The following is a 24,831-nucleotide window of genomic DNA, read 5'->3' on the forward strand; positions in this document are numbered from 1 at the left end:
TGCTTCAATTCCATAAAAAATTGTTATCATCCGCACCATGACGACTACTGCCCCTTCGACCCCAGGCGTACAACTGCTTGAGGTCTCGCCGGAATATGCCGGCCAACGTATTGATAACTTCCTTCTCGCTCGGCTCAAAGGCGTGCCCAAGACCTTGATTTACCGCATTTTGCGTAAAGGCGAAGTGCGGGTGAACAAAGGTCGGATCAAGCCCGAATACAAGCTGCAGGCGGGCGACATCGTGCGCGTGCCGCCGGTTCGCGTGCCCGAACGCGACGAGCCCGTGCCGCTGGCGCAGGGGCTGCTGCAGCGGCTCGAGGCCTCGATTGTCTATGAAGACAAGGCGCTGATCGTGATCAACAAGCCCGCTGGCATCGCGGTTCACGGCGGCAGCGGCTTGAATTACGGCGTCATCGAAGCCTTTCGTCAGTTACGTCCTGATGCAAAAGAGCTCGAGTTGGTTCACCGCCTCGACCGGGACACGTCCGGCCTGCTGATGATCGCCAAAAAGCGCAGCATGTTGCGTCACTTGCACGCCGCATTGCGCGGTGATGGCGTCGACAAGCGCTATATGGCGCTGGTGCGCGGCAACTGGGCGACCTCGATCAAACAAGTCCGTGCGCCGTTGCAAAAGAGCAATCTGCGCTCCGGCGAGCGCATGGTCGAAGTCGACGAAGAAGGCAAGGAGGCTCTTACCGTGTTCAAGGTGCTGCGCCGCTTCGGTGACTTTGCCACCATGGTCGAAGCCAAGCCGATCACCGGTCGCACTCACCAGATTCGCGTCCATACTTTGCATGCCGGGCATTGCATCGCCGGCGACACCAAGTACGGCGATGAAGATTTCAGCAAGGAAATTCGTGACCTGGGCGGCAAGCGTCTATTCCTGCATGCCTACATGCTGACCGTGCCGCTGCCTGATGGCGGCGAGCTGAAGTTGCAGGCACCGGTCGACGAGATGTGGGCCAAAACCGTGGAGCGATTGAGTGCGCCCATCTGATTACAAGCTGCTGATTTTCGATTGGGACGGTACGCTCGCAGACTCCATTGGTCGGATTGTCGAGGCGATGCACGTGGCGTCCAGGCGCTCTGGCTTCCCGTTGCGCGATGATTTTGCGGTCAAAGGCATTATCGGTCTCGGGTTGCCGGAGGCGATTCGGACTTTGTATCCCGAGATCGGCGATGGCGAGCTTATGGCTTTCCGTGACTATTATGCGGAGCACTACATCGCGGCAGAGGCTGTTCCTTCGCCGTTGTTCGAGGGCGTGCTTGAGTCGATGGAGGCGTTTCGTGCTGACGGCTATCACCTGGCGGTTGCCACCGGCAAGGCTCGGCGCGGGCTGGACCGGGTGCTGAAAGCTCACGGTTGGGAAGATTATTTTGATGTCACTCGCGCAGCCGATGAAACGGCCAGCAAGCCCCATCCGTTGATGCTTGAGCAGATTCTCGCCCATTGCGAGGTTCGTCCGGAGCAGGCGCTGATGGTCGGGGATTCGTCCTTCGATCTGCAGATGGCGCGTAACGCCGGCATGGATTCGGTGGCGGTCAGCTATGGCGCTCAATCGATTGAGGCGTTGCGGCAGTTCGAACCGCGGCTGTCCATTGATCGTTTTTCAGAATTGCGCGCCTGGCTGAGTCAGCGGGCATAACGGTTTTTTGCAGGGGTAGATGTCATGACCGACGAATGGAAAGCACCCGCCAAGGCGAGCGCGGAGAGCGGTGACGAAAAAAGCTGGAAGCTGCTGGAAAAGACCCTGCTGGCTAGTGTGCAGGAGCATCGCCGATCCCGTCGCTGGGGGATTTTCTTCAAGCTGCTGACCTTTGCATATCTGTTGCTTGCGTTGTTCTTGTTCTCGCCGCTGATGGATATGGAAAAAAGCGCCACTCGCGGTTCCGCTTACACGGCGCTGATCGATATAACCGGCATGATCGCCGACAAAGAGCCGGCGAGTGCAGATAATATCGTCGGCAGTCTGCGTAAAGCCTTCGAGGACAATAAGGTCAAGGGTGTGATCCTGCGGATCAACAGTCCGGGCGGCAGTCCGGTGCAGTCGGGTTATGTCTATGACGAGATTCGTCGTTTGCGCGGCTTGCATCCGGATACCAAGGTTTACGCGGTGATCTCGGATCTGGGAGCTTCCGGTGCCTATTACATTGCCAGTGCGGCAGATCAGATCTATGCCGACAAGGCGAGCCTGGTGGGTTCCATTGGTGTGACCGCGGCCGGTTACGGTTTTGTCGGCACCATGGAAAAATTGGGTGTCGAGCGTCGTACCTACACCTCTGGCGAGCACAAATCATTCCTCGATCCGTTCCAGCCGCAGAAGCCTGAAGAAACTCAGTTCTGGCAGGGTGTGCTCGACACCACTCATCAGCAGTTCATCAGTAGCGTCAAGAAGGGGCGTGGCGATCGTCTCAAGGACAAAGATCATCCGGAGCTGTTCTCCGGGCTGGTCTGGTCCGGTGAGCAGGCGCTGCCGCTGGGCTTGATTGATGGTCTGGGCAGTGCCAGTTCGGTGGCGCGTGACGTGATTGGCGAGAAAGAGCTGGTGGACTTCACTATCGAGGAGTCGCCGTTTGATCGCTTCTCGAAAAAGCTCGGTGCCAGCGTGGCTGAGCATTTGGCGATGTGGATGGGCTTCCAGGGGCCGGCGTTGCGCTGATCGTTGTCTGCATAAAAAAACCGGCCTGTGTGGCCGGTTTTTTTGTGCGCGCGCAGCGGTTCAGGGTATTTGCACGCCTTCAGCCAGTAACATGTCAACCAGGCGAATCAGTGGCAGGCCGATCAGGCTGGTGGCGTCAGGGCCTTCGGTGCTTTGAAACAGGCTCACCCCTAATCCTTCAGCCTTGAAGCTGCCAGCGCAGTCGTAGGGCTGCTCGGCGTGCAGGTAGCGTTCGATGCGTGCTGCGTCGAGTGCGCGCATGTGCACGGTAAACGGCACGCAGTCGACCTGGCAGTGGCCGGTCTGGCTGTTGAGCAATGCCAGCCCGGTGAGGAATGTCACACTGGCACCGCTCGATGCGAGCAGTTGTTCGCGGGCCTTTTCGAAGCTGTGTGGCTTGCCGATAATTCGCTGGCCAAGTACCGCGACCTGGTCCGAGCCGATGATCAGGTGAGCAGGATGGCTGGCGGTAAGTGCCCGGGCTTTTTCTTCGGCGAGGCGCTTTACCAGTTCGATGGCTGACTCGTTCGGGCGATGGCTTTCGTCAATATCCGGCGAGCTGCAAGTAAACGGCAGCTGCAGGCGGGCCAGCAATTCCCGGCGATAAACCGAGCTTGAAGCGAGTAATAAAGGCAGCATGCGCATCTCCAAAGGGCAAGGGGCGAATTCTAACGCAGGCTCAAGTGGCGGACAGGGCTGAATTTCCTTTGACATGGCTGGGGGCATCCCTATAATGCTGCGCCTATGTTGAATGACCCGATTCCACCTCACGTTGACCCGCGCAAATTGGCTGACCGTGGCACCACCCTTCAAGGTGAAATGCTGCTGGCCGATTTGGAGAGACTCTGCGACCCGCTTTCCGACAATGTCGGTACGGTGCAGGCTAAATTCGTTTTTGAACGAGATGAACGTAAGTCTGTGGTAATCCACAGCTTTATCGACACCGAAGTCAAAATGGTTTGCCAGCGTTGTCTTGAGCTGGTCACCCTGCCGATCCATAGCGAATGCAGTTATGCTGTGGTGAAGGAGGGTGCGAATACCCAGTCGTTGCCGAAAGGTTATGACGTGCTGGAACTGGGCGAAGATCCATTGGATCTGCAGTCACTGATCGAGGAGGAGCTTCTGCTCGCCTTGCCCATTGTGCCTGCTCATCATCCGGAAGAATGCCAGCAGCCGGCGGGAGCAGATGAGCCCGAACCGAGCGAGGACGAGGTAACGCGGTCCAACCCGTTCAGTGTATTGGCGCAGTTAAAGCGTGACCCAAACGTTTAGGAGTTAATCAATTATGGCTGTTCAGCAGAACAAAAAATCCCGCTCTGCCCGTGACATGCGTCGTTCGCACGATGCTCTCGAGGCTAGCACCCTGTCTGTAGAAAAAACCACCGGTGAAGTTCACCTGCGTCACCACGTATCGCCAGAAGGCGTATACCGTGGCCGTAAAGTGATCGACAAGGGCGCTGACGAGTAATCCTTGTCCGCTCAAGTCATCGCGATTGACGCAATGGGCGGGGACTTCGGTCCCCGCAGCATTGTTCAGGCCAGCCTTGCTTGTCTGTCAGCTACGCCCTCGCTGCACCTGACCCTTGTCGGTCAACCCTCCCTACTTGAAGAACTGATCGCTGGCCAATCGGCAGCGGATCGCTCGCGCCTGTCGATTGTGCCGGCGTCCGAAGTCATCACCATGGACGAAAAGCCTGCCCAGGCCCTGCGCGGCAAGCCTGATTCGTCGATGCGCGTGGCGCTGGAGTTGTTGCGTGATGGCAAGGTCCAGGCGTGCGTCAGTGCCGGCAATACCGGTGCGCTGATGGCGTTGTCGCGGTTTGTGCTCAAAACCTTGCCGGGGATCGATCGGCCGGCCATGGTCGCCGCCATTCCGACCGAGAAAGGTTTCTGCCAGTTGCTCGATCTGGGCGCCAATGTCGATTGCAGTGCCGAGCATCTGTTGCAGTTTGCGGTGATGGGGTCTGTGGCGGCGCAAGCCCTGGGCGTCGTTCGTCCACGGGTCGCGTTGCTGAACATCGGCACCGAAGACATCAAGGGTAATCAGCAAGTCAAGCTGGCGGCGACCCTGCTGCAAAATGCGCGTGGCCTGAACTACATCGGGTTTGTCGAGGGCGACGGTTTGTACCGTGGCGAGGCGGATGTGGTGGTGTGTGACGGCTTTGTCGGCAATATCCTGCTCAAATCCAGCGAAGGCCTGGCGACCATGATCGCCGGGCGCATCGAGGCCCAGTTCAAGAAAAATTTCGCGTCGAAACTGGTAGGCGCACTGGCGCTGCCGCTGATGAAGCGCTTGCAGGCCGAGCTGGCGCCGGCACGCCATAACGGCGCAAGTTTTCTCGGTTTGCAGGGAATTGTCGTGAAAAGTCATGGTTCGGCGGGGGTTCAGGGCTTCCAGAGTGCGATTCAGCGCGCCTTGATCGAGATCCAGGAAAACTTGCCGGAACGTCTTCATGGGCGCCTGGAAGATTTGTTGCCTTAGGCGTTTTCGTCAGACAATGCTTAAATGTGACCGCTCAGTTCAATGAGCCATCCAACTGTCAGTTTCTTGCGTTCCCCTGGCGGGACGTCAATTCTCCGACGACAAGATCATTAGGGGCTTGTTACATGTCTGCTTCCCTCGCATTCGTCTTTCCAGGACAGGGTTCGCAGTCCCTCGGCATGCTGGCCGAGTTGGGCGCGCAACACCCGGTGGTCCTTGAAACATTCAAAGAAGCTTCCGATGCTCTGGGTTACGACCTGTGGGCGCTGACCCAGCAAGGGCCGGAAGAACTACTCAATCAAACCGATAAAACCCAACCGGCCATTCTGACCGCCTCGATCGCCTTGTGGCGTCTGTGGCTGGCTGAAGGCGGCGCGCGTCCGGCTTACGTTGCCGGTCACAGCCTGGGTGAATACAGCGCCCTGGTGGCTGCGGGCAGCCTGAGCCTGGGCGCCGCGGTGAAGCTGGTAGAGCGTCGCGGTCAATTGATGCAGGAGGCCGTTCCGGCCGGGCAGGGCGGCATGGCCGCTATCCTCGGTCTGGACGATGCTGATGTGCTGGCAGCCTGCGCCGAAGCGGCGCAAGGTGAAGTGGTCAGCGCAGTCAACTTCAACTCGCCGGGCCAGGTAGTGATTGCCGGCGCCAAGGCTGCGGTCGAACGCGCCATCGAAGGCTGCAAGGCGCGTGGTGCCAAGCGCGCCATGCCGTTGCCGGTCAGCGTGCCGTCCCACTGCGAGTTGATGCGTCCGGCCGCCGAGCGATTCGCCGAGTCGATCGCAGCGATCGACTGGCAGGCGCCGCAGATTCCGGTAGTGCAGAACGTCAGTGCCGACGTACCAGCCGATCTGGAAACCCTCAAGCGCGATCTGCTTGAGCAGCTTTACAAGCCTGTGCGCTGGGTCGAATCGGTCCAGGCACTGGCTGCCAAGGGCGCGACCCAACTGGTCGAGTGCGGTCCGGGCAAGGTCCTGGCCGGTCTGAACAAACGTTGCGCTGAAGGCGTGTCGACCTCTAACCTCAATACCCCAGATGCTTTCGCTGCCGCCCGTGCAGCGCTGGTCTGATCAAGGAGAAGCTTGCATGAGTCTGCAAGGTAAAGTTGCACTGGTCACCGGTGCCAGCCGTGGTATCGGCCAGGCTATCGCTCTGGAGCTGGGTCGTCAGGGTGCCATCGTTGTTGGTACTGCGACCTCCGCATCGGGTGCCGAGCGTATCGCCGCCACTCTGAAAGAAAACGGTATTCAGGGCACTGGCCTGGAACTCAATGTCACCAGCGACGAGTCCGTAGCGGCCGTGCTGGCGAGCATTCAGGAGCAGTTCGGTGCGCCGGCGATCCTGGTCAATAATGCCGGTATCACCCGCGATAACCTGATGATGCGCATGAAAGATGACGAATGGCATGACGTTGTCGACACCAACTTGAACAGTCTGTTCCGCCTGTCCAAGGGCGTTTTGCGCGGTATGACCAAAGCCCGTTGGGGACGAATTATCAGTATTGGCTCGGTTGTGGGTGCCATGGGCAACGCAGGCCAAGTAAACTACGCAGCCGCCAAGGCCGGTCTGGAAGGTTTCAGCCGTGCGCTGGCGCGTGAAGTCGGTTCGCGTTCGATTACGGTAAACTCGGTGGCCCCAGGGTTCATCGACACCGATATGACCCGCGAACTGCCCGATGCGCAGCGTGAAGCCTTGCAGACGCAAATTCCGCTGGGTCGTCTGGGGCAAGCTCAAGAGATCGCATCTGTGGTCGCTTTTCTTGCGTCCGACGGTGCGGCTTACGTTACTGGGGCTACAATCCCGGTGAACGGCGGGATGTACATGAGTTAAATGTGACGGATTGCTTCAAAAAAATGTCATACGAGCTGTCTAAAATCCGTTATAAAGCTGCAATCTATTTTATCGGCAGAGGGCCGCAGGGTTTGAGGAGTGAAGCTTTCAGTTGAAAAACTGAAAAGTCTTTCTATACACTTACCCACTGGCCAGCTGCCTGAATTTGTCCATTAGGAGTGAAAACAAGGTATGAGCACCATCGAAGAGCGCGTCAAGAAAATCGTTGCTGAGCAACTGGGCGTTAAAGAAGAAGAAGTGGTCAACACCGCTTCCTTCGTTGAAGACCTGGGTGCCGACTCCCTTGACACCGTTGAGCTGGTGATGGCTCTGGAAGAGGAATTCGAGACCGAAATCCCTGACGAAGAAGCTGAAAAGATCACTACTGTACAAGCAGCAATCGACTACGTTACCAGCCATCAGGCGTAATAGTTTTTAGTCGTCGCTCGCTGTCATGGAAAAACCGCACTGCCATCATGGCGTGCGGTTTTTTCTTTAGGCCTTGTGCGAAGTCGTCATTTGAAAAAAGGAGAGTGCTGTGTCGCGTAGACGCGTCGTAGTCACCGGTATGGGTATGTTGTCGCCACTGGGCACGGATGTGCCGAGCAGCTGGCAGGGCATTCTGGCTGGCCGCAGTGGCATTGGTCTGATCGAACACACCGACCTTTCTGCCTATTCCACCCGCTTTGGCGGCTCGGTAAAGGGCTTCAATGTCGAGGAATACTTGTCGGTCAAGGAAGCCCGCAAACTCGACCTGTTCATTCAATACGGTCTGGCTGCAGGTTTTCAAGCCGTGCGTAACGCAGGTCTTGAGGTTACCGATGCCAATCGCGAGCGTATCGGCGTGGCCATGGGGTCGGGTATTGGCGGTCTGACCAATATCGAAGACACCAGCCGCACACTGCATGATTCCGGCCCACGGCGGATTTCTCCGTTTTTCGTGCCTGGCTCGATCATCAATATGATTTCCGGTTTCCTGTCCATTCACTTGGGTGCACAGGGACCTAACTACGCCATCGCCACGGCGTGTACCACCGGTACGCACTGCATTGGCATGGCGGCACGTAACATCATGTACGACGAAGCCGACGTAATGATCGCCGGTGGCGCCGAGATGGCTGCATGTGGTCTGGGCATGGGCGGCTTTGGTGCCTCCCGTGCACTGTCGACCCGCAACGACGAGCCGGCCCGTGCCAGCCGTCCATGGGACAAGGGTCGTGATGGCTTCGTGCTGTCCGACGGTGCTGGCGCACTGGTTCTCGAAGAGCTGGAGCACGCCAAGGCCCGTGGCGCGACCATTTACGCCGAGCTGATTGGTTTCGGCACCAGTGGCGATGCCTACCACATGACCTCGCCACCGGCCGATGGCGCGGGTGCTGCGCGTTGCATCACCAATGCCTTGCGCGATGCGAAGATCAATGGTGATCAGGTGCAGTACATCAATGCCCATGGCACCTCGACCTCGGCTGGCGACCTCGCCGAAGCCTGTGCGATCAAATCGGTGTTCGGCGATCACGCCTACAAGCTGGCCGTCAGTTCGACCAAGTCCATGACCGGTCACCTGCTGGGTGCCGCAGGGGCGGTCGAGGCGATTTTCAGCGTGCTGGCAATCAACAGTCAGGTAGCCCCGCCGACCATCAACCTCGATGAGCCGGACGAAGGCTGCGACCTCGACTTCGTACCCCACACCGCGCGCGGCATGGATATCGACGTGGTGCTGTCCAACTCCTTCGGATTTGGCGGTACCAATGGCTCGCTGGTGTTCCGCCGGTTCGCTGACTGATGGACAGCTGGGTCGACGGTCAACCGGCTGACGCTTTGTCGCTGAAAGATCGCGGCCTGGCTTACGGCGATGGTCTGTTCGAGACCATCGCCGTCAAGGGCGGGCAGCCGTTGTTGCTGGATCGACATTTGTCGCGTCTGGCCGAGGGCTGTTCGCGCCTGGCGATTGCCGCCGATCATGAGCTGATCCGCGCGGAGCTGCTGGCCTATGCCGCCGCACTGGGCGAGGGCGTGCTCAAACTCATCCTCACCCGCGGCGACAGCCTGCGCGGTTACGCCCCCGATCCCTCGGCCCAGGCCCGGCGCATTCTGCAAGGCAATCCTCCTGCTGCCTATCCGGCTGTGCATGCGAAGCAGGGCGTGCGCCTGTTCCCTTGTACAACACGGCTTTCCAAGCAGCCATTGCTTGCCGGTCTCAAGCACCTGAATCGTCTGGAGCAGGTTATCGCCCGTTCCGAATGGCAGGACACCGAGCATGCTGAAGGCTTGATGCTGGATCAGGTCGGGCGGGTGATCGAAGGTGTGTTCAGTAATCTGTTCCTGGTGCGCGATGGCGTGCTGGTGACCGCCGATCTCAAACGTTGTGGCGTGGCAGGCGTGATGCGTGCCGAATTATTGTTTCAAGCCGAGTCATTGGGGATTCCCACACAAATCATCGACATTACCCTCGAACAGCTGCAATGGGCTGATGAGGTCTTTGTCTGCAACAGCGTTTATGGCGTTTGGCCGGTGCGCGCCTATGCCGCACTGAGCTGGCCGGTTGGGCCGCTCACCCGTAAACTCCAAACCATTGCCCGTGCGCTACTGGATGCCTGATTCGTGAGACGTAAATTATTGCTGCTGCTGGAAACCGGACTGGTTCTGGCGGGGCTATTGGCGGGCGCTTCTGCCTGGAAAATCCATTCGGCGCTGGAACAACCGCTGAACATCGCCCAGGAACAGCTGTTGGAAGTGCCCAAAGGCACTACGCCGAACCGCACTTTCATTCGACTTGAAGCCGATGGCGTCATCAAGGACGCTTTCTGGCTGCGTGTGTACTGGCGCTTCAACCTGGCGGGCCAACCGCTGCACAGCGGCGAATACCGCATGGTTCCCGGCATGACAGTCGAAGGGCTGATCGACCTGTGGAAGCGCGGGGAAATGGTTCAGTACAGCCTGACGCTGGTCGAAGGCTGGAATTTCCATCAGGTCCGCGCAGCCCTGGCCAAGGATGAAAAGCTCGAACAGACCCTCAACGGTTTGAGCGACAGCCAGGTGATGGACAAGCTCGGGCACGGCGGGATTTTCCCCGAAGGGCGCTTCTTCCCCGACACGTACCGTTTCGTGCGTGGCATGACTGACGTCGATCTGCTCAAGAAGGCTTACGACCGCCTCGACGAAGTCCTCGCCAAGGAATGGAGCCAGCGTGCTGCCGACGTGCCTTATACCGAACCCTATCAGGCACTGATCATGGCCTCGCTGGTGGAAAAGGAAACCGGCGTGCCGCAGGAGCGCGGGCAAATCGCCGGCGTGTTCGTGCGGCGCATGGAGATGGGCATGTTGCTGCAGACCGATCCGACGGTGATCTACGGCTTGGGCGATCGCTATAACGGCAAGTTGACCCGCGCCCATCTCAAGGAGCCGACGCCGTATAACACTTACCTGATCGCTGGCCTGCCGCCGACACCGATTGCGATGGTCGGCCGCGAGGCGATCCATGCGGCGTTGAATCCGGCGGACGGAAACAGCCTGTATTTTGTTGCGCGCGGTGATGGCAGTCACGTGTTCTCCGATGATCTGGACGCCCATAACAATGCGGTGCGGGAGTTCCAGCTCAATCGCCGGGCCGATTACCGTTCCAGCCCGGCACCGACTACCACGCCGCTGACGGAAGATGCCCAGGCGCCAACCCCGGCGGCTTCGCCTGATACGGCAGCCGAAGACGTGCCACAAGTAGCGCCGCAAAACTCTGCACAAGAGCCTGCGCCAGCACCCGAGCGGGATGCTCCGGCGCCGCAAAGCCCGCAATGACTCTGATTAAGGACTGCCTGTGACTGGCTTGTTTATTACCCTGGAAGGCCCGGAAGGTGCCGGCAAGAGCACCAATCGCGAATACCTGGCCGAGCGTCTGCGCGCCGCCGGGATCGAGGTGGTGTTGACCCGGGAGCCGGGCGGCACGCCCCTGGCCGAGCGGATCCGCGACGTGTTGTTGGCGCCGGTCGATGAGGTCATGAACCCTGACACCGAGCTGCTGTTGGTGTTCGCTGCGCGAGCCCAGCACCTGGCCGAGGTGATCCGCCCGGCGCTGGCCCGTGGCGCGGTGGTTCTGTGTGATCGTTTTACCGATTCGACCTATGCCTACCAGGGCGGTGGTCGCGGTTTGTCGCTGGAGCGTATCGCGACCCTCGAAACATTCGTCCAGGGCGATCTGCGCCCGGACTTGACGCTGATCTTCGATCTGCCGGTGGAAGTGGGCCTGGCCCGCGCCAGCGCCCGCGGTCGCCTGGACCGTTTCGAGCTTGAAGGCCGCACGTTCTTCGATGCCGTGCGCAGTGCCTTCCTCGAGCGTGCCAAAGCGGATCCTGCGCGTTATGTCCTGGTGGATGCCGCTCAACCGCTGGCGCAGGTTCAGCAGTCTCTGGATGTCTTGCTGCCACGTCTGCTGGAGTTGACCCGTGGCTGAAGCCTATCCGTGGCAGGACAGTCTCTGGCAGCAATTGGCCGGTCGTGCCCAGCACGCCCATGCCTATCTGCTGCATGGCCCGGCCGGGATCGGCAAGCGTGCGCTGGCCGAGCGGTTGATGGCCAGTTTGTTGTGCCAGCGTCCGACCGCCCAGGGCGCCTGCGGTGAATGCAAATCCTGCCTTCTGCTCAAGGCCGGTAGTCATCCCGACAACTACGTCCTGGAACCGGAAGAGGCAGACAAGGCGATCAAGGTCGATCAGGTGCGTGACCTGGTCAGCTTCGTGGTTCAGACTTCGCAGATGGGCGGTCGCAAAGTGGTGCTGATCGAGCCGGTCGAGTCGATGAACATCAACGCCGCCAACGCCTTGCTAAAAAGCCTTGAAGAGCCGTCCGGCGACACCGTATTGCTGCTCGTCAGCCACCAGACCAGTCGTCTGCTGCCGACCATCAAGAGCCGTTGCGTACAGCAGGCCTGTCCTTTGCCGAGCGAAGCCATGAGTCTGGCGTGGCTGGCCAAGACGTTGCCGGACTGCTCGGAAGACGAGCGCATTGAACTGCTGACCCTTGCTGCCGGTTCGCCATTGGCCGCGGTCAAATTGCAGGCCCAGGGCGTGCGCGAGCAGCGGGCGCTGGTGGTCGAGGGCGTGAAGAAGTTGCTCAAGCAGCAGCAATCGCCGACGCAACTGGCCGAGGAATGGAAAACCATTCCCATGTTGCTGCTGTTCGACTGGTTCTGCGACTGGTCGAGCCTGATCCTGCGTTATCAGTTGACTCAGGATGAAGCGGGGCTGGGGCTGGCGGACATGCGCAAGGTGATTCAATACCTGGCGCAGAAAGCCGCTCAGGATAAAGTCCTGAATATTCAGGACTGGATTCTAGCCCAGCGGCAGAAAGTGATGAGCAAGGCCAACCTCAATCCGGCGCTGTTGCTGGAGGCGCTGTTGGTGCAATGGGTATCCTTGCCTGCCCAGAGGTGACTAGACTCTGATCATCAGAAATGGAGGTCAGCATGAATGAACCCATCAGTCCGGGGCCGCGCAATGGCATTTTGTCCTTGACCATCAAGGACAGGTCCGTGCTCTATGCGGCCTACATGCCATTCATCAAGAACGGTGGCCTGTTTATCCCGACCAACAAGAGCTACAAGTTGGGCGATGAGGTCTTCATGCTGCTGCACCTGATGGACGAACCGGAAAAGATCCCGGTCGCCGGCAGGGTCACCTGGATTACCCCCAAAGGTGCCCAGGGCAACCGCGCCGCTGGAGTCGGCGTGCAATTCAACGAAGGCGATAACACCGCGCGCAGTCGAATCGAAACCCATTTGGCCGGAGCCCTGAAGTCCGACCGTCCCACTCATACGATGTAAGTTGCAGCCCTTTTATGCTTGTAGATTCCCATTGCCACCTTGATCGCCTCGACCTCACCGCCCACGACGGCTCCCTGGATGCTGCGCTCGACGCGGCTCGTCAGAGGGGAGTAGGGCACTTTCTGTGCATTGGCGTCAGCGCCGATAACGCCGCCGATGTCAAAGCCCTGGCCGAACGCTACGACGACGTCGATTGTTCAGTCGGTGTGCATCCGCTGGACGTGCAGCCCGGTGCCGCTCCGGCGCTGGATTGGCTGTTGCGCGAACTCAATCATCCGCGGGTGGTGGCGATCGGGGAAACCGGCCTGGATTACCACTACGAACCGGAAGCGGCAGAGTTGCAGCAGGAGTCGTTCCGCCTGCACCTGCAAGCGGCGCAACAGACCGGCAAGCCGGTAATCATTCATACCCGGGGCGCCCGGGCCGACACCCTCGAACTGCTGCGTGAGGCGGCGCTGCCTCAAGCAGGCGTTCTGCATTGCTTCACCGAAGACTGGGAGATGGCCAAGGCCGCGCTGGATATGGGTTATTACATTTCCCTGTCCGGTATTGTCACTTTTCGCAATGCCGATGCCTTGCGCGATGTGGCCAGCAAAGTGCCGGCCGACCGCTTGCTGGTGGAAACCGATTCGCCGTACCTGGCGCCGATCCCGTATCGCGGCAAACCGAACCTGCCGCAGTACGTGCGTGAGGTAGCGGAATTTCTGGCAATGTTACGAGGCGAGCCCTACGAGCGATTTGCCGAGCAGACTACCGAGAATTTCAAGCGGTTATTTCCGTTGGCGCACGTCAGGGCATCGGCGTAACGTTGGAAAAAGTCGCAACCTGTGGCGGGCTTTGCTCCCAAATTGCAGGCAAAAAAAACCCGGGTTCTGGGGGGTGAATCCGGGTTAAGACCATTAGGAGTAAAACAAAGGCACGCAATCCTTTGGTACCTTCATCGGCGCGACACTTGGGGGAGATGCCTCGCCGACAGTTGAAGTATTGATCAGTATCGCGCCGAGTCCAGTTTGGTTGGTCGGGTTTTTAAACAAATTTGGAATACGTGCGCTTCGGTTGAGTTCTCATCAACCGGCGAGGTCGCGTGAATTCATCAAGAAACACATATATGGTCGGATGATCCGTGCATTTTGGCGTAAGTTAGGCATAATACGCGGCTTCGAATTTTGACCCCTACAGACCTTTTCTTATGCATAAAGAACCTCGTAAGGTCCGTGAGTTTCGTCGCCGCGAGCAAGAAATTCTCGATACCGCGCTCAAGCTGTTCCTCGAACAAGGTGAAGACAGTGTCACCGTCGAGATGATTGCTGATGCCGTAGGTATCGGCAAAGGCACGATCTACAAGCACTTCAAATCCAAGGCGGAGATCTACCTGCGCCTGATGCTCGACTACGAGCGTGATTTGAACGAGCTGTTGCATTCCGCCGATGTCGATAAGGACAAGGAAGCCCTGTCCCGGGCCTACTTCGAATTCCGCATGCGCGATCCGCAACGCTATCGGTTGTTCGATCGCCTGGAAGAAAAGGTGGTCAAGGGCAACCAGGTACCGGAGATGGTCGAGGAACTGCACAAGATCCGCGCCTCGAACTTCGAACGCCTGACCCTGCTGATCAAGGGCCGGATCAGCGAAGGCAAGCTCGAAGACGTGCCTCCTTACTTCCATTACTGCGCAGCCTGGGCGCTGGTGCATGGCGCCGTGGCGCTGTATCACTCGCCGTTCTGGAGCAATGTGCTGGAAGATCAGGAAGGTTTCTTCCAGTTCCTGATGGACATCGGCGTGCGCATGGGCAACAAGCGCAAGCGCGATACCGACACTCCGAGCAGCTGAGCCATCCAGTTGTCTAATTGCGCCATGAGCCATGATTTAGCTACGTGGCGCAGTACCGCAGGAATATACTCAGGCATAGGGCTTGCTAAAACTTGATTTGTGAGTCAAGTTTTGCGCGTTCGAATCTTCTTTCGCCGGAGTGATCCATGATCGTTGACCGTCAAGGCAGGCGTTTTCGCAATTTGCGGATCAGTCTGACCTCCGCCTGCAACTACGCCTGTACCTACTGCGTGCCCAACGGCAAACGGCTGGTGGCTGCGCAGGATGAGTTGTCGGCCGAGGCGATGGCACGCGGCGTGGCTTATCTGATCGAAGCAGCCGGCATCGAGCGTCTGCGCATTACCGGTGGCGAGCCACTGGTCAGCCCCAAGCTCGAAGCCTTCATGACCGCCGTCGGGCAGATGGGGCTGGCGGACATCAGCCTGACCACCAATGGCCAGCTGTTGGCGAAGAAGCTGCCGCTGCTGGTGGATGCCGGCATTCGGCGCATCAACGTTTCCCTCGATACCCTGGACGCCGGGGCTTTCCGCAGCATTGCCCGCGGCGGCGATCTGGCGACCGTGCTCGACGGCATGGCCCAGGCCGCGGCAGCCGGCATGAAGATCAAGGTCAATATGGTGCCGCTGCGTGGGCAAAACCTCGATCAGGTGATGCCATTGCTCGATTACTGCCTGGAACGCGGCTACGAGCTGCGCTTCATCGAGTTGATGCGCATGGGTCACTTGGCCAGTGATTCCAACGCCTTCCTGCAACAGTTCGTCAGCCTTCAGCAATTGCTGAGCCTGATCGGCGAACACTACGAATATCTGCAGGCCGACGCGCCGGTCGATGCCACGGCGGTGCGCTACGAGATTCCGGGACAGGGCCACTTCGGCGTGATCGCCAACGAAAGCGTGCCGTTCTGCCGCACCTGCTCGCGTCTGCGCTTGTCGTCCACTGGCTGGCTGCATGGCTGCCTGTCGTCGAGCAATCGCCACTATGTCGGCGATCTGCTGGACAAACCCCGTCATCAGGCATTGCCGGCCTTGCAGCGACTGCTGGTGAAGGCTCTGGGGGACAAGCAGGAAGTGGCGTTCTCCGGTGGCGCGACCATCATGAAAATCATCGGCGGCTGACCGGGTCTTGCGGTGAAGGGCGCTTGCTGTGGCGAGGGAGCTTGCTCCCGCTGGGGCGCGAAGCGGCCCTAAAATTACCAAACGCTCCGCATTCCCTGGAACTTACGACTGCTGCGCAGCCGAACGGGAGCAAGCTCCCTCGCCACAGGTCTGTTCAGACTGAAAATGCACATGACCTGAGCTGGCGCGGAAGCTGCATCCCTCGGCCATTCGCCGGTTTTCCGTCACCGGCTTCTGGAGGGAAGGATGCGTAGCCTGGTTTTGCTGCTGGCCGTTTTGGCACTTGGCGGCTGCATGAATGTCAGCGATATGGCCGAAGGAACTCGCTACCACATGAGCGACGTGGGGCTGCTGGACCATAGCGACAGCCGTCGCGTGAATAACATCCGCATTCAGCCGGACTCCTTCATCTACATCGCCCAGGGCGCCTTCGCGCCACCGGGCATTGCTTCTCCGCGACCTAACGTGGTGGCCGAAGAAGCCTTCAACGGCTTTATCGAATATTTCCCGATGGTCCGCCGCGCCCGCGCGCCGGAAGGCCTCGACGCCGCCATGGGAGAAGCCCGTGCCGCCGGTGCTCACTACCTGCTCTATACACGTTTTGCCAAGGCCGACGACCGCATCGGCAACGCGGACGATTTGATCGACCAGGAGCGCTCGGATCGCCTCGGGATCGACAGTGGCGTCATTCAGATCATGTTGATCGAGACCAGCACCCAGTATTTGATCGATACTGCACGTATCAAGAGTCGTGGCGGTTTACTGACGTTCTACGATAACAGGCCAGAAGATCTTCTGGGCCCGCCGCTGGAGCAATACGCTCGTAGCCTGTTGGGGCTCAGCGATCAGTAATTAAAAGGAGAACGCCATGAGTGGCCCGCAAAAAGCCAATGACCTGTTGGGACAAATCCCCAAAACCAAAGGTTTGCCACCGGTCCACTTGTGGAACCCCGACTTCTGCGGCGACATCGACATGCGCATCTCCCGCGACGGCACCTGGTATTACCTGGGCACGCCGATCGGGCGCAAGCCGATGGTCAAGCTGTTCTCCACCATCATTCGCCGCGACGGCGATGATTACTTTCTGATTACTCCAGTCGAAAAGGTCGGCATCAAGGTCGACGACGCACCGTTCGTGGCGATAGCCGTGGAAGTCGAAGGCGAGGGTGAGGCTCAGGTCTTGCGCTTTACCACCAACGTCGATGAAACCACCGACGCCGGTGTCGAGCACCCCATGCGCGTGGTGATCGACTCGGTGACTCAGGAGCCCGCACCGTACGTGCATGTGCGCAGCAACCTTGAAGCGCTGATTCACCGCAATGTGTTCTATCAATTGGTAGAGCTGGCGGTGAGCCGTGAGATTGACGGGCAGAGCTGGCTCGGTGTCTGGAGCGGTGGCGAGTTTTTCCCGATCGGACTTGAGCCGTAAGCGCTGAACCCGAGAAACGAAACGGCCCGTTATTGCAGCGGGCCGTTTTTTATGGGCTTACAAACCCTTGCTCTTGAGCCGGGCGGCGTGTTCAAGGTAGAGCATCACCGGGCTCACGTTCCAACTGTTGATCCCGGCCATCTGGTTGACTGCATCAAAGTGGTCCATGGGGTAATCCGAGCGGATCACTTTGCCCAAATGAGAGCTGTAGCGGCCGACCAGCCCATCATTGGCGTGCTTCTCTTTATAAAATAGCTGCGACAGCACTTTACAGTTCAAATGGGTCGGGTCGAGGAGTTGCAGGCTTTGAAAGTTCTGCACGATCCCGCTCCAGGAGTAGTAATACACGCCGTTCTCAACTTCGTTGCCTTCCCCGCCCCAAACCTTTGGCAGCCCTTGCGGGTACTTGCGATTGAAGGCGGCCAGGCCTGCGCTGGTCAGCGATTCGAACGCCGCTTGAGGGTCGATGGGGTTTTCCGGATGGCCACTGATCAACGAAATGAAGGTGCCGACTGCGCCTAACAGGGCTAATACCAAGGCTTCGGGTAATTCTCCGGGTGTCAGTGCCTTGTGCAGTTGGTCGGCAATCTCGGAGCCGTGGTTAGGGCAACTGACCGAGGTGACCGACGCAACCTTTTCCGGGTACAGGGCTGCGACGTAGCGTGCGGCCAGCGGACCTTGGCTATGGCCGATCAGATTGACCTTGGCGGCGCCCGTTTCCCGCAAAATACGGTCGACGTGTTCGAGCAGTTTTTCACCGCGTTCCTCATTACCGTTGACGGTTGGAATATTCACGGCAAACACCTGGGCACCAGCACGTTCCAGGGCTTCCTCGATTTCGAAGAAGTACGGATAGCCGGCGATTCTGTCGAAGCCGAAAAGACCGTGAACCAACACAATGGGGTATTTCGTAGACGCATCCATGTCCATGTTCATACCTGGCAATAGCGGATTTTAGTGAAACAGCCTGATCTGTTGCGGGCTAACCGTAGTTTACAAAGTGGGTGGGTTCAAAGCGCCGGGGGAGTAATCGGACGAACAGTCATGCCTGTGTTGGCAAGAACTCCAGAAAAATCCAATTGACACCCAATCATATGATGATTAGCGTGGGCATCCATTGCGAACGGCTTTCGTGTCGTTTCATTTTTATTTTCACCGGGCGGTGAGGTACCCATGTCCAGCAGTTTTCACGCGTCGACGGTTGATTGGCTGGGGTGCTGGATTGCCGCTGGCCAGGTGAAGCCCGGTCAGACCATCAAGGTTGAAGCCGACTTGGGCGAGCAGCTTGGGGTCAGCCGTACGGTCATCCGCGAAGCGATCAAAACCCTGGTCGCCAAAGGCATGCTCGAAGTCGGGCCGAAGGTCGGCACGCGGGTGTTGCCGGTACGGCGCTGGAACCTCTTCGATCCACAAGTCGTCGGCTGGTTGTCGCGCAGCGGTTTGCCGGAAAACTTCGTCGACGACTTGCTTGACCTGCGTCGTACCATCGAGCCGATGGCGGTGCGTTGGGCCTGCGAGCGCGCGACGGTGGAACAAGTGCAAGCCGTGCTTCAGGCCTACAACGCGCTGGAACGAGCCGTAGACAGCGGCATCGATTACAACCGCGCCGACCAGTTCTTCCACGAGTGCATCCTCGCCGCCAGCCACAATCAATTCATCGAACAAATGGTCCCGGCCCTCGGCGCGCTGCTGGCGGTGTCGTTCGAAGTGTCTGCCGCCGACCCGGACGAACTGCGCCGAACCTTGCCGATTCACAAAGACATGGCCGACGCCATCGCCGCCCGGGATGCTGCGCGGGGTGTGTGGGCCTGCATGACCCTGATCGATAACGCCGACCTGGCGATCAAACGGTTTTACCCCCAAGTCATGGCCGACAAGAAGGCAAGCTGACCAGGCTCGCTCCCACATAAAAGCATAAAAAGGAGGTTTCATGACGTGGACTGCGGTTACCGAACACCGTGCGCGACTCGGTGAAGGTCCGTTCTGGGATGCACCGACCCAGGCGCTGTACTGGGTCGATATCGCCGGCCAACAGGCGCTGCGATTGATCGGCGCCAATGTGGAAATCTGGCAGATGCCGGAACACGTGTCCGCATTCATCCCCTGCGAAAGTGGCGATGCCCTGGTGACATTGAGCAGTGGGGTTTATCGGCTGGACCTGAACTCTCCCGGCCTGGAGCCTCGGCTGACCTTGCTCTGTGTGGCCGATCCGCAACCCGGCAATCGCGCCAACGAAGCCCGCTGCGATGCCTTGGGCCGGCTCTGGCTGGGCACCATGCAAAACAACATCGGCGAGCAGGGCGAAGATTTGCCGATCGTGCGCCGCTCCGGTGGCCTGTTTCGCATCGACCGCGATGCTCGGGTCACGCCGCTGCTTCGAGGGCTCGGCATCCCCAACACATTGCTATGGAGCGACGACGGCACAACCCTGTATTTCGCCGACAGCCTCGACGGTACGTTGTACCAACATTTCATCCATACCGACGGCAACCTCGACACCGCCTGCGTCTGGTTTGGCCCCCACGAACGGGGTGGCCCCGACGGCTCGGCGATGGATGCCGAGGGCTATATCTGGAACGCCCGCTGGGACGGCAGTTGCTTGCTCAGGCTGAGCCCGGACGGTCATGTCGATCGGGTGATCGAACTGCCTGTCAGTCGCCCCACCAGTTGCGTGTTTGGTGGCGAAGACTTCAAAACCTTGTACATCACCAGTGCGGCGAGCCCGCTCAACCATCCATTGGATGGTGCGGTGTTGTCGGTTCGAGTCGATGTGCCCGGAAAGCCCTGTCAGAGATTTGCAGGATAAATCCCAAAATATGGGATGCAAAATTATATATTGAGATTTGTTGGTGGCCGGGTTTATAGTCGGCCCCATCAGTTACACGCACTCACACTTAAAAAAACAAAACAGGTGAAGTGATGCAGCGATATTCCACCGTCCTCCCTTGGGGTGACAGTGCTTCAGGCCGCCCCGGCGCCCGGGCGTTTGCACGCCTGCCTGCCTATTCCAAAAAGCCTTTTGACCGGACATCGACAGATGTCCGGTTTTCGTCGTGCCCTCGAACAGGAGTGTTGATCCATGGCTGAACCCCTTTCCTTGCCACCGGTGCCCGAACCGCCGAAGGGTGAGCGCCTCAAAAACAAGGTCGTGCTGTTGACCGGCGCCGCTCAGGGGATCGGCGAAGCGATTGTCGCGACCTTTGCGTCCCAGCAAGCCAAGCTGGTCATCAGCGATATCCAGGCCGAGAAAGTCGAAAAAGTCGCGGCGCATTGGCGTGAACAAGGCGCGGATGTCGTGGCGATCAAGGCCGACGTATCGCGCCAGCAAGACCTGCACGCCATGGCCAAGTTGGCCATTGAGCTTCACGGTCGCATCGACGTGCTGGTCAACTGCGCCGGGGTCAACGTGTTCCGTGATCCGCTGCAAATGACCGAGGACGACTGGCATCGTTGCTTCGCCATCGACCTGGACGGCGCCTGGTATGGCTGCAAAGCCGTGCTGCCGCAGATGATCGAGCAGGGCATCGGCAGCATCATCAACATCGCCTCGACCCATTCCACTCACATCATTCCCGGCTGCTTCCCGTACCCGGTGGCCAAGCATGGCTTACTCGGGCTGACCCGCGCCTTGGGCATCGAATACGCACCCAAGGGCATTCGCGTCAACGCCATCGCGCCGGGCTATATCGAAACCCAACTGAACGTCGACTACTGGAACGGCTTTGCCGACCCTCATGCCGAACGTCAACGGGCCTTCGACTTGCATCCACCGCGCCGCATCGGTCAGCCAATCGAAGTGGCGATGACTGCCGTGTTCCTGGCCAGCGATGAGGCGCCATTCATCAACGCTTCGTGCATCACCATCGATGGTGGTCGTTCGGTCATGTACCACGACTGAATAACTTGGGTTTCAGGCGCAAAACTACGCCTGAAATACAATCATCATACGATATGACTATTGGCTACATGCTTCGACCGCAGTATTGGCTTTCAACTAACGCTCAAAAAAAATAACAAGGAGTCAGCTTATGAAACGTCGTCGTGGGATCCGTTCCCTGTGCTGTGCCGCTTTGGCGGTCACCGCGGTCAGCCTGAGCAGTACGTTGCTGGCGGCCGAGGAAGTGAAGATCGGTTTTCTGGTCAAGCAGGCCGAAGAGCCCTGGTTCCAGACCGAGTGGGCCTTCGCTGAAAAGGCCGCCAAGGACAAGGGCTTCACCGTCATCAAGATTGCTGTGCCTGATGGCGAGAAAACCCTTTCGGCCATCGACAGCCTGGCGGCGAACGGCGCCAAGGGCTTCGTGATCTGCCCGCCGGACGTCTCCCTCGGCCCGGCGATCATGGCCAAGGCCAAGCTCAACGGTTTGAAAGTGATCGCTGTCGATGACCGTTTCGTCGATGCCGGCGGCAAGTTCATGGAGGACGTGCCATACCTCGGCATGGCAGCTTTCGAAGTTGGCCAGAAGCAGGGCGCCGCCATGGCCGCCGAAGCGAAAAAACGCGGCTGGGACTGGAAACAAACCTATGCGGTGATCAACACCTTCAACGAACTCGATACCGGCAAGAAACGCACCGACGGTTCGGTTAAAGCCCTGGAAGACGCCGGGATGCCGAAAGACCACATTCTGTTCTCGGCCCTGAAAACCCTCGACGTACCTGGCAGCATGGACGCCACCAACTCGGCGCTGGTGAAGCTCCCGAGCGGGGCGAAAAACCTGATCATCGGCGGGATGAACGACAACACCGTGCTGGGCGGCGTGCGCGCCACCGAAAGCGCCGGTTTTGCCGCGGCTAACGTAATCGGCATCGGCATCAACGGCACCGATGCCATCGGCGAATTGAAGAAAGCCAACAGCGGCTTCTTCGGCTCGATGCTGCCGAGCCCGCACATCGAGGGCTACAACACCGCCAGCATGATGCACGAGTGGGTCACCACCGGCAAAGAACCGCCGAAATACACCGCCATGGACGACGTGACGCTGATCACGCGCGACAACTTCAAGCAGGAACTGGAAAAGATCGGCCTGTGGAATTGAGGGTCGGTTGATTTCATTGGCGGCCCCGGCGACGGGGCCGCCTGATCGGTGTGATGAGGTGGGTTATGCACGCACACGTACAAACAGATGAACAGCGCATTGGCGGCAGCCTGCGCTTCAACGGGATCGGCAAAACCTTTCCCGGGGTGAAGGCGCTGGACGGCATCAGCTTCGTCGCGCATCCGGGGCAGGTTCATGCCTTGATGGGCGAGAACGGCGCCGGTAAATCCACACTGCTGAAGATCCTCGGCGGTGCTTACATGCCGAGCAGCGGCGACCTGCGGATCGGCGAGCAGACGAGGGTCTTCAAATCCACTGCCGACAGCATTGGCAGCGGGGTCGCGGTGATCCATCAGGAGCTGCACCTAGTGCCGGAAATGACCGTGGCCGAGAACCTGTTTCTTGGGCATCTGCCGGCAAGTTTCGGCCTGATCAATCGCAGCGTTTTGCGGCAACAGGCACTGGCCTGCCTCAAAGGCCTGGCCGATGAAATCGATCCACAAGAGAAAGTCGGGCGCTTGTCCCTCGGTCAGCGGCAACTGGTGGAAATCGCCAAGGCGCTGTCCCGTGGCGCGCATGTGATTGCGTTCGACGAACCCACCAGCAGCCTGTCGGCGCGGGAGATCGATCGCTTGATGGCGATCATCGGTCGTCTGCGCGACGAAGGCAAAGTGGTGCTCTACGTCTCCCATCGCATGGAAGAGGTCTTCCGCATCTGCAACGCGGTAACGGTGTTCAAGGACGGTCGCTTCGTGCGCACCTTCGAGGACATGAGCGCGCTGACCCATGACCAGTTGGTGACGTGCATGGTCGGTCGCGACATTCAGGATATCTACGATTACCGCAGCCGCCCGCGTGGCGCGGTGGCGCTCAAGGTTGACGGTTTGCTGGGGCCGGGTTTGCGTGAACCGGTGAGTTTCGAGGTGCACAAGGGCGAGATTCTGGGTCTGTTCGGCTTGGTTGGCGCGGGCCGCACCGAGCTGTTTCGCATGCTCAGCGGACTTACCCGCAACACGGCCGGACGCCTGGAGTTGCGTGGACATGAACTGAAACTGCGTTCACCGCGCGATGCCATTGCGGCGGGGATTCTGCTGTGCCCCGAGGACCGCAAGAAGGAGGGCATCCTGCCGCTCGCCAGTGTCGCCGAGAACATCAACATCAGTGCTCGTGGTGCTCATTCCACCTTCGGTTGCCTGTTGCGCGGGCTGTGGGAAAAGGGCAACGCCGACAAGCAGATCAAGGCGCTGAAGGTGAAGACGCCCAACGCGGCGCAGAAAATCATGTACCTGTCCGGCGGCAATCAGCAGAAGGCGATTCTCGGTCGCTGGCTGTCGATGCCGATGAAAGTCCTGCTGCTCGATGAGCCTACACGCGGCATCGACATCGGCGCCAAAGCCGAGATCTACCAGATCATCCACAACCTGGCCGCCAGCGGTATTGCGGTGATTGTGGTGTCCAGCGACCTGATGGAAGTCATGGGTATTTCCGACCGCATCCTGGTGCTCTGCGAAGGCACGATGCGCGGCGAACTGACCCGCGAACACGCCAATGAATCCAACCTGCTGCAACTGGCTTTGCCACGCCAACGCGCTGCCGACGTGGCGAACTGAGAGGTGACTATGACCATCCAAAACAACGCTCTGCCAACCCCGCGCAAACCGCTGGACCTACGACGCTTTCTCGATGACTGGGTAATGCTGCTGGCGGCCGTCGGGATCTTCGTGCTCTGCACCTTGCTGATCGACAACTTCCTGTCGCCGCTGAACATGCGCGGTCTGGGCCTGGCGATTTCCACCACCGGGATTGCCGCCTGCACCATGTTGTATTGCCTGGCGTCGGGGCACTTCGACTTGTCCGTGGGCTCGGTGATTGCCTGCGCCGGCGTGGTCGCGGCGGTGGTGATGCGCGACACCAACAGCGTGTTCCTCGGCGTCAGTGCGGCGCTGGTGATGGGGCTGATTGTCGGGCTGATCAACGGGATCGTGATCGCCAAGCTGCGGGTCAATGCGTTGATCACCACGCTGGCGACCATGCAGATTGTTCGTGGCCTGGCTTACATCTTTGCCAACGGCAAAGCGGTGGGCGTGTCCCAGGAGTCGTTTTTCGTCTTCGGTAATGGCCAGTTATTCGGTGTGCCGGTGCCGATTTTGATCACCATCGTTTGCTTCCTGTTTTTCGGCTGGCTGCTGAATTACACCACCTACGGGCGCAACACCATGGCCATCGGTGGCAACCAGGAAGCGGCGTTGCTGGCTGGGGTAAACGTTGACCGAACCAAGATCATCATTTTCGCCGTGCACGGGGTGATTGGTGCATTGGCCGGGGTGATTCTGGCGTCGCGCATGACCTCGGGTCAGCCGATGATTGGCCAGGGTTTCGAGCTCACAGTGATCTCGGCTTGCGTGTTGGGCGGGGTGTCGCTGAGCGGCGGGATCGGGATGATTCGGCATGTGATTGCCGGAGTGCTGATTCTGGCGATCATCGAGAATGCGATGAACCTGAAGAACATCGATACCTTCTATCAGTACGTGATTCGCGGTTCGATCCTGTTGCTGGCGGTTGTGATCGACCGACTGAAACAACGCTGATTTTCCCGGGGGAGCGGGATGCCCGGCACATGGATACTGGATGTGCCGACGCCTTCGCGG

Annotated in this window: 28 protein-coding genes; 26 read left to right on the top strand and 2 right to left on the bottom strand. The window is 59.1% G+C overall.

The features are described 5' to 3' along the window. The first annotated feature begins 37 nt into the window (after positions 1 to 37). The 3 genes from rluC to sppA are packed head-to-tail and all read left to right on the top strand — an operon-like array spanning position 38 to position 2,660. On the top strand, positions 38 to 997 hold the full coding sequence (rluC, locus tag PGR6_RS07295) for a 23S rRNA pseudouridine(955/2504/2580) synthase RluC (protein WP_007941997.1): 960 nt from the start codon (positions 38 to 40) through the stop codon (positions 995 to 997). After that, a complete protein-coding gene (locus PGR6_RS07300) occupies positions 984 to 1,646 on the top strand; it encodes an HAD-IA family hydrolase (RefSeq protein WP_064616584.1) in 663 nt (220 codons plus the stop codon). The genes rluC and PGR6_RS07300 overlap by 14 nt, the downstream gene beginning before the upstream one ends. A gap of 24 nt (positions 1,647 to 1,670) precedes the next feature. Next, positions 1,671 to 2,660 carry a signal peptide peptidase SppA gene (gene sppA / locus PGR6_RS07305; RefSeq protein WP_064616586.1) on the top strand — a complete coding sequence of 330 codons (990 nt, stop codon included), beginning with the start codon at positions 1,671 to 1,673 and terminating at the stop codon, positions 2,658 to 2,660. Positions 2,661 to 2,720: 60 nt separating this feature from the next. Here the strand turns inward: sppA and PGR6_RS07310 are convergent, their stop codons facing one another. Next, on the bottom strand, positions 2,721 to 3,299 hold the full coding sequence (locus PGR6_RS07310) for a Maf family protein (RefSeq protein ID WP_018926223.1): 579 nt from the start codon (positions 3,297 to 3,299) through the stop codon (positions 2,721 to 2,723). Between the two features lie 105 nt (positions 3,300 to 3,404). Here PGR6_RS07310 and PGR6_RS07315 point away from each other — a divergent pair, with 105 nt between their 5' ends. From PGR6_RS07315 to PGR6_RS07395, 17 genes are all read left to right on the top strand, one after another. Next, a complete protein-coding gene (locus tag PGR6_RS07315; RefSeq protein WP_007942001.1) occupies positions 3,405 to 3,932 on the top strand; it encodes a YceD family protein in 528 nt (175 codons plus the stop codon). Positions 3,933 to 3,945: 13 nt separating this feature from the next. After that, positions 3,946 to 4,128 carry a 50S ribosomal protein L32 gene (gene rpmF, locus PGR6_RS07320; RefSeq protein ID WP_003179396.1) on the top strand — a complete coding sequence of 61 codons (183 nt, stop codon included), beginning with the start codon at positions 3,946 to 3,948 and terminating at the stop codon, positions 4,126 to 4,128. Positions 4,129 to 4,131: 3 nt separating this feature from the next. Beyond that, the gene (gene plsX, locus PGR6_RS07325; RefSeq protein ID WP_018926222.1) at positions 4,132 to 5,142 is read left to right on the top strand and encodes a phosphate acyltransferase PlsX; all 1,011 of its coding nucleotides are present in this window, start codon (positions 4,132 to 4,134) and stop codon (positions 5,140 to 5,142) included. 125 nt (positions 5,143 to 5,267) lie between these two features. After that, positions 5,268 to 6,206, top strand: coding sequence for an ACP S-malonyltransferase (gene fabD, locus PGR6_RS07330; protein ID WP_026286430.1), 939 nt, complete (start codon positions 5,268 to 5,270; stop codon positions 6,204 to 6,206). A gap of 16 nt (positions 6,207 to 6,222) precedes the next feature. Beyond that, positions 6,223 to 6,966 (top strand): 3-oxoacyl-ACP reductase FabG, encoded by a 744-nt coding sequence (gene fabG / locus PGR6_RS07335; protein WP_064616588.1) that lies wholly within the window; start codon positions 6,223 to 6,225, stop codon positions 6,964 to 6,966. 192 nt (positions 6,967 to 7,158) lie between these two features. Continuing rightward, positions 7,159 to 7,395 (top strand): acyl carrier protein, encoded by a 237-nt coding sequence (acpP, locus tag PGR6_RS07340; RefSeq protein ID WP_003175607.1) that lies wholly within the window; start codon positions 7,159 to 7,161, stop codon positions 7,393 to 7,395. A 109-nt stretch (positions 7,396 to 7,504) separates the two neighbouring features. Continuing rightward, positions 7,505 to 8,749 carry a beta-ketoacyl-ACP synthase II gene (gene fabF / locus PGR6_RS07345; RefSeq protein WP_026286429.1) on the top strand — a complete coding sequence of 415 codons (1,245 nt, stop codon included), beginning with the start codon at positions 7,505 to 7,507 and terminating at the stop codon, positions 8,747 to 8,749. Beyond that, positions 8,749 to 9,564: an aminodeoxychorismate lyase gene (gene pabC / locus PGR6_RS07350; RefSeq protein ID WP_064616590.1), complete on the top strand. Its 816-nt coding sequence runs from the start codon at positions 8,749 to 8,751 to the stop codon at positions 9,562 to 9,564. The genes fabF and pabC overlap by 1 nt, the downstream gene beginning before the upstream one ends. 3 nt (positions 9,565 to 9,567) lie before the next feature. Beyond that, positions 9,568 to 10,758, top strand: a complete 1,191-nt coding sequence (gene mltG / locus PGR6_RS07355; RefSeq protein WP_064616592.1) for an endolytic transglycosylase MltG — start codon at positions 9,568 to 9,570, stop codon at positions 10,756 to 10,758. A 19-nt stretch (positions 10,759 to 10,777) separates the two neighbouring features. After that, on the top strand, positions 10,778 to 11,410 hold the full coding sequence (gene tmk / locus PGR6_RS07360; RefSeq protein ID WP_064616594.1) for a dTMP kinase: 633 nt from the start codon (positions 10,778 to 10,780) through the stop codon (positions 11,408 to 11,410). Beyond that, entirely contained in the window at positions 11,403 to 12,389 is a 987-nt protein-coding gene (locus tag PGR6_RS07365) for a DNA polymerase III subunit delta' (RefSeq protein WP_018926215.1), read from the top strand. Before tmk ends, PGR6_RS07365 begins: the two co-directional genes overlap by 8 nt. Positions 12,390 to 12,421: 32 nt before the next feature. Then, positions 12,422 to 12,778 carry a PilZ domain-containing protein gene (locus PGR6_RS07370; protein WP_018926214.1) on the top strand — a complete coding sequence of 119 codons (357 nt, stop codon included), beginning with the start codon at positions 12,422 to 12,424 and terminating at the stop codon, positions 12,776 to 12,778. A 14-nt stretch (positions 12,779 to 12,792) separates the two neighbouring features. Further along, positions 12,793 to 13,584 carry a TatD family hydrolase gene (locus tag PGR6_RS07375; RefSeq protein WP_018926213.1) on the top strand — a complete coding sequence of 264 codons (792 nt, stop codon included), beginning with the start codon at positions 12,793 to 12,795 and terminating at the stop codon, positions 13,582 to 13,584. A gap of 383 nt (positions 13,585 to 13,967) precedes the next feature. Beyond that, complete coding sequence (locus tag PGR6_RS07380; protein ID WP_007942012.1) at positions 13,968 to 14,606, top strand: TetR/AcrR family transcriptional regulator; 639 nt, start codon at positions 13,968 to 13,970, stop codon at positions 14,604 to 14,606. A gap of 146 nt (positions 14,607 to 14,752) precedes the next feature. Beyond that, positions 14,753 to 15,721, top strand: a complete 969-nt coding sequence (locus PGR6_RS07385) for a GTP 3',8-cyclase MoaA (RefSeq protein WP_018926212.1) — start codon at positions 14,753 to 14,755, stop codon at positions 15,719 to 15,721. A 246-nt stretch (positions 15,722 to 15,967) separates the two neighbouring features. After that, entirely contained in the window at positions 15,968 to 16,573 is a 606-nt protein-coding gene (locus tag PGR6_RS07390; protein WP_064616596.1) for a DUF4823 domain-containing protein, read from the top strand. Positions 16,574 to 16,589: 16 nt separating this feature from the next. Continuing rightward, positions 16,590 to 17,150: a DUF1285 domain-containing protein gene (locus tag PGR6_RS07395; RefSeq protein WP_064616598.1), complete on the top strand. Its 561-nt coding sequence runs from the start codon at positions 16,590 to 16,592 to the stop codon at positions 17,148 to 17,150. Positions 17,151 to 17,207: 57 nt separating this feature from the next. Here PGR6_RS07395 and PGR6_RS07400 read toward each other — a convergent pair whose 3' ends face one another. Next, the gene (locus tag PGR6_RS07400) at positions 17,208 to 18,080 is read right to left on the bottom strand and encodes an esterase/lipase family protein (protein ID WP_019582740.1); all 873 of its coding nucleotides are present in this window, start codon (positions 18,078 to 18,080) and stop codon (positions 17,208 to 17,210) included. Between the two features lie 243 nt (positions 18,081 to 18,323). Between PGR6_RS07400 and PGR6_RS07405 the strand changes: the two genes are divergently transcribed. The 6 genes from PGR6_RS07405 to araH all read left to right on the top strand — a co-directional run bounded on the left by PGR6_RS07405 (position 18,324) and on the right by araH (position 24,771). Continuing rightward, positions 18,324 to 19,040, top strand: a complete 717-nt coding sequence (locus PGR6_RS07405) for a FadR/GntR family transcriptional regulator (protein WP_018926208.1) — start codon at positions 18,324 to 18,326, stop codon at positions 19,038 to 19,040. A 40-nt stretch (positions 19,041 to 19,080) separates the two neighbouring features. Next, positions 19,081 to 19,956, top strand: a complete 876-nt coding sequence (locus PGR6_RS07410; protein ID WP_018926207.1) for an SMP-30/gluconolactonase/LRE family protein — start codon at positions 19,081 to 19,083, stop codon at positions 19,954 to 19,956. A 273-nt stretch (positions 19,957 to 20,229) separates the two neighbouring features. Continuing rightward, positions 20,230 to 21,048 carry an SDR family oxidoreductase gene (locus tag PGR6_RS07415; RefSeq protein ID WP_018926206.1) on the top strand — a complete coding sequence of 273 codons (819 nt, stop codon included), beginning with the start codon at positions 20,230 to 20,232 and terminating at the stop codon, positions 21,046 to 21,048. A 130-nt stretch (positions 21,049 to 21,178) separates the two neighbouring features. Beyond that, positions 21,179 to 22,183: a substrate-binding domain-containing protein gene (locus PGR6_RS07420; protein ID WP_018926205.1), complete on the top strand. Its 1,005-nt coding sequence runs from the start codon at positions 21,179 to 21,181 to the stop codon at positions 22,181 to 22,183. Between the two features lie 65 nt (positions 22,184 to 22,248). Next, positions 22,249 to 23,793 (top strand): L-arabinose ABC transporter ATP-binding protein AraG, encoded by a 1,545-nt coding sequence (araG, locus tag PGR6_RS07425; RefSeq protein WP_064616600.1) that lies wholly within the window; start codon positions 22,249 to 22,251, stop codon positions 23,791 to 23,793. A 9-nt stretch (positions 23,794 to 23,802) separates the two neighbouring features. After that, positions 23,803 to 24,771, top strand: a complete 969-nt coding sequence (gene araH / locus PGR6_RS07430; protein ID WP_018926203.1) for an L-arabinose ABC transporter permease AraH — start codon at positions 23,803 to 23,805, stop codon at positions 24,769 to 24,771. Positions 24,772 to 24,831 lie beyond the last annotated feature (60 nt).

Source organism: Pseudomonas sp. GR 6-02 (assembly GCF_001655615.1).
In the GTDB taxonomy this organism is placed as follows: Bacteria; Pseudomonadota; Gammaproteobacteria; order Pseudomonadales; family Pseudomonadaceae; genus Aquipseudomonas.

Excerpts from the sequence above, each read along its gene's own strand:
- PGR6_RS07385 (WP_018926212.1), top strand. The coding sequence starts at position 14,753 with ATGATCGTTGACCGTCAAGGCAGGCGTTTTCGCAATTTGCGGATCAGT.
- araH (WP_018926203.1), top strand. The coding sequence starts at position 23,803 with ATGACCATCCAAAACAACGCTCTGCCAACCCCGCGCAAACCGCTGGAC.
- pabC (WP_064616590.1), top strand. The coding sequence starts at position 8,749 with ATGGACAGCTGGGTCGACGGTCAACCGGCTGACGCTTTGTCGCTGAAA.
- PGR6_RS07375 (WP_018926213.1), top strand. The coding sequence starts at position 12,793 with ATGCTTGTAGATTCCCATTGCCACCTTGATCGCCTCGACCTCACCGCC.
- PGR6_RS07315 (WP_007942001.1), top strand. The coding sequence starts at position 3,405 with ATGTTGAATGACCCGATTCCACCTCACGTTGACCCGCGCAAATTGGCT.
- PGR6_RS07390 (WP_064616596.1), top strand. The coding sequence starts at position 15,968 with ATGCGTAGCCTGGTTTTGCTGCTGGCCGTTTTGGCACTTGGCGGCTGC.
- PGR6_RS07410 (WP_018926207.1), top strand. The coding sequence starts at position 19,081 with ATGACGTGGACTGCGGTTACCGAACACCGTGCGCGACTCGGTGAAGGT.
- PGR6_RS07310 (WP_018926223.1), bottom strand. The coding sequence starts at position 3,299 with ATGCTGCCTTTATTACTCGCTTCAAGCTCGGTTTATCGCCGGGAATTG.
- rpmF (WP_003179396.1), top strand. The coding sequence starts at position 3,946 with ATGGCTGTTCAGCAGAACAAAAAATCCCGCTCTGCCCGTGACATGCGT.
- PGR6_RS07395 (WP_064616598.1), top strand. The coding sequence starts at position 16,590 with ATGAGTGGCCCGCAAAAAGCCAATGACCTGTTGGGACAAATCCCCAAA.
- sppA (WP_064616586.1), top strand. The coding sequence starts at position 1,671 with ATGACCGACGAATGGAAAGCACCCGCCAAGGCGAGCGCGGAGAGCGGT.
- PGR6_RS07405 (WP_018926208.1), top strand. The coding sequence starts at position 18,324 with ATGTCCAGCAGTTTTCACGCGTCGACGGTTGATTGGCTGGGGTGCTGG.
- araG (WP_064616600.1), top strand. The coding sequence starts at position 22,249 with ATGCACGCACACGTACAAACAGATGAACAGCGCATTGGCGGCAGCCTG.
- PGR6_RS07380 (WP_007942012.1), top strand. The coding sequence starts at position 13,968 with ATGCATAAAGAACCTCGTAAGGTCCGTGAGTTTCGTCGCCGCGAGCAA.
- PGR6_RS07370 (WP_018926214.1), top strand. The coding sequence starts at position 12,422 with ATGAATGAACCCATCAGTCCGGGGCCGCGCAATGGCATTTTGTCCTTG.
- rluC (WP_007941997.1), top strand. The coding sequence starts at position 38 with ATGACGACTACTGCCCCTTCGACCCCAGGCGTACAACTGCTTGAGGTC.
- PGR6_RS07400 (WP_019582740.1), bottom strand. The coding sequence starts at position 18,080 with ATGGACATGGATGCGTCTACGAAATACCCCATTGTGTTGGTTCACGGT.
- fabG (WP_064616588.1), top strand. The coding sequence starts at position 6,223 with ATGAGTCTGCAAGGTAAAGTTGCACTGGTCACCGGTGCCAGCCGTGGT.
- acpP (WP_003175607.1), top strand. The coding sequence starts at position 7,159 with ATGAGCACCATCGAAGAGCGCGTCAAGAAAATCGTTGCTGAGCAACTG.
- fabD (WP_026286430.1), top strand. The coding sequence starts at position 5,268 with ATGTCTGCTTCCCTCGCATTCGTCTTTCCAGGACAGGGTTCGCAGTCC.
- PGR6_RS07420 (WP_018926205.1), top strand. The coding sequence starts at position 21,179 with ATGAAACGTCGTCGTGGGATCCGTTCCCTGTGCTGTGCCGCTTTGGCG.
- PGR6_RS07415 (WP_018926206.1), top strand. The coding sequence starts at position 20,230 with ATGGCTGAACCCCTTTCCTTGCCACCGGTGCCCGAACCGCCGAAGGGT.